The 3,095-nt window shown below is 52.6% G+C and carries 1 protein-coding gene and 2 pseudogenes; 1 reads left to right on the top strand and 2 read right to left on the bottom strand.

Features of this window, described 5'->3' with window-relative positions; genetic code table 11:
- Together HX884_RS25875 and HX884_RS25880 are read right to left on the bottom strand one after the other, a co-directional pair.
- Nucleotides 1–1,893 (bottom strand): annotated as a pseudogene (locus tag HX884_RS25875) (autotransporter domain-containing protein); the annotation flags it as partial.
- A gap of 116 nt (nt 1,894–2,009) precedes the next feature.
- Complete coding sequence (locus HX884_RS25880) at nt 2,010–2,324, bottom strand: lipoprotein (protein ID WP_013098694.1); 315 nt, start codon at nt 2,322–2,324, stop codon at nt 2,010–2,012.
- 175 nt (nt 2,325–2,499) lie between these two features.
- On the opposite strand from HX884_RS25880, the pseudogene HX884_RS25885 reads away from it, so the two are divergent.
- Nucleotides 2,500–3,048, top strand: a pseudogene (locus tag HX884_RS25885) (response regulator); the annotation flags it as partial.
- Nucleotides 3,049–3,095 lie beyond the last annotated feature (47 nt).

Genomic DNA, 3,095 nt, shown 5'->3' on the forward strand with positions numbered 1-3,095 from the left:
CCCAGACCTATGTGCCTCGTGTTTAACTGTCCAACTTTTTGGGGTCAGTACACCGCCGGGGTTTTCTCCTCCTGGATTCTCACCCCCCGGGTTTTCACCGCCCGGGTTTTCACCTCCAGGATTCTCGCCGCCGGTCTCTTTCTGCGCGATGGTCAGATCGACGGCGTCGGTGCTCTGCTTAAGCGCCACGTCCGGGAAGGCGGATTTGGAAATCGCTCCGGCGAACTGGCCGTCAATACCCCCGTTCGAGGTTAAAATGCGATAGCTTTGGCCCGTTTTGTAGCTGGTTTGCGGATCCAGCGCGGTGACCTGTACCTTAGCCTGATTGCTGATGGTGGTTTTGCCCGATACCAGCAGTTGGTCACTGCGGCCATCTCCCGCGATATCAACGTCATAGAAGGATTCGCCGATAAAGTTCAGATAACGTTTCAGCGTCAGCGTGCCGATATCGCCATCCCCTGGTGAGATATGCCCGCCGGACAGGATCTCAGTCTGGCCCAACGTGCCGTTCCCCCCCAGCGTGCCACCGGCCTTGATTGACGCGGCGCTACTGTAACCTTGTCCGTTGTTAACGTCGGATCCTGCCGTTGCGTTGAGGATCAGCGTACCGCCGTTCTCGGCGCTAAGGGTCTGAATCTCAAAAATATCGTCTTCTGGCTGGGTGTTGATGTTGCTGGCAATAATGACTTTGCCACCGCGCGCGGTCACGTTCGCCTGAAGCGCTGAAAGATCGCCGTTCAGCGTTGTCTGCCCGGAGGTATTTATCACCTCACCTTCGCCGCTCATCTTGTTGCTGAAGATGTAATTTTCGTCGGTATGGTTGAAATAGACATAACTGCCGAATAGCCCGCCACGCAGGCTGATTGCCGTCTTCGCATCGAGGGTACCCGCGCCGCCTGCCGTACCAAGCGTTGGCTCAGTTATACCCGTGCCGGTGTCCATGTTGCCGCGGCTGCCGATGATGAGCGCCCCCCGGTTCGAACCGGAGCCCGATGTCCCTACAATCAGCGCATTGCTGCCTGCGGAAAATGAACCACCGTCAATAACCGACAGCACGCCATTGCCATAATCGCCCACGCTAACGCTGCTGTCGCTGGTAAAGCGCGAGTCTTTGCCCGCAATAACCAGCTCGGCGGTTTTTCCGGCCCCGGAGACGCCCGCCACCTGCACGCCGCCAACGTTAACCGCTCCGCCGTTCAGCACGTCCAGGTCGCCATTAAGCGTCAGCGTACGGCCAACATTCCACTGTGAGCCGCTCCCCGTGACGGTGGCTTTCGGGCTCAGTGTGTCGGTTTCATCTGGCCCGGTACCATTGCCGATGCGCGCATCGTAGGTGGTATTGAGCGCGGCGCCGTCCTCAATCGCCAGCGTGGAGCGTGCGCCCAGATCGGTACCTACGCTAAGGAAATTACTGGTTACGCGAGATCCGGCGCCCGTGGCGATAAGGTGGCTGTCGTAGCCGCGGGTGGTGCCGACAACGATCTCTTTTGCGCTCGCCAGCGCGCCCTGTTCGACTCGCAGGGTGCCGAGGCCAAGATTCAGGTCGCCGCGCAAGACGTACTGATCGTTCACCGCGTTAAGCTCAGCGTTTGGCCCACGGACTGTGACCACGCTTTCATAAATTTGGCCGTCGAACAGCCGACCGATATTGATGTTATAGGCGGTGATTTTGCCATAATCGATCAGCAGGTTTCCGCGTTGATTGCGTCCAACGTAAACGTCTCCGGTGTAACCCAGCGTTTCGGTAATACGCGAGTCGCCATCTAAAATGGCATCGGCTGCACGCGCGAAATTGGCAGGTGAAAGCAGTAACAGCGGCGCGGAAAATAGAGCGAGGTAAAGCCTGGAAAGCGGCGTCTTTACCGCTAAAGAATGCGATGTAGAGTTATTCACAGGGTATCTCCGTACTCATTAGCGTGATGTCTGGAAAATCGGTTTTATATGAAAAATGCGATACGACAGAAAAAGTAAAAGGCGTAATATGTGTACGCCTTTTGATGTGAAGTTAATTATTTATGGGTGACCACAGGTGTACAGGTTGGCGCGCTCAGCGTCGGGGCGGATCCTAAAATCCCTGGCATCATCATCGATGAGCAATCGAAAATACGCCCTTTTTCCGTCGTAGCGCGATAAGACAGCTTTTGCCCTCCCAGTGCATCCGGTTGGGCGCCATTAACATTGGTCACGGTTATTTCATCCGATGAGCCCAGCCCCAGCATTTTAGCGGTTTCCGCCTGCAGAAGTGGAATGGCCTGATCGGTTTTTAGCGTGGAACAACCAGCTAGCATCAACGTAACGGTTAAAAAGAGTAGTGGTTTTTTCATAAATTATCCTTTATATCCAATCAGTTAATTTCGCTGATTGTATTTATGTTTTCTATTACTCAAATCTGCGAATAATATATTTCCCTTTCCTAATCGAAAAAACCCTCCTAAAGTAGGGTGGGTAGATAATAATTCATCCGTACTCACTAATATGCGAAGGTAAAAGGAGGATCCTTTGGGGCAGAATTATGCGTTGGTCGTTGATGACCATCCATTGGTAGCAAGCGGTATCGCCAATTTTCTGATTACACATTGCCGATTTAAGCAGGCGAGTGTGGTGACGAATGAGGATGATTGCTACCGTCAAATTAGGGATAATGGCCCGCCACGTTTGCTGGTAATCGATTTTTGGCTCTCGTCCGGTACCGCGTTGAAATTACTCAAAGAAGTAAAACAACTTTACCCACAGGTAAGGCTCCTGGTGGTTAGTGGGGATGACAATAACGATATCTGGCAGAAAGTTCACGCCGCCGGGGGGCACGGTTTCGTATTGAAAAGCGAGCCACCTGAAATGTTTTCACGGGCCGTTTTTGCCCTCACTGATAATCTCACCTGGTTTCCTGAGGGAAACGAATTTTCCGTTGAGTCGAATAATGAGAAGTTAAGTAAATTTAACTTAACGCCGCGACAAATAGACGTGTTAAATATGATTATGCGTGGCCTGCCAAATAAAAGAATTGCCGCGCAACTTTCTATTTCTGAGCCTACAGTCAAAGAGCGGCTTTGTTGAATAAATCAGATTTCGGGTAAGTCTCCCCCGTAGCGGGTTGT

The sequence above is a fragment of the Enterobacter sp. SECR19-1250 genome (assembly GCF_013391025.1).
GTDB lineage: Bacteria > Pseudomonadota > Gammaproteobacteria > Enterobacterales > Enterobacteriaceae > Enterobacter > Enterobacter cloacae.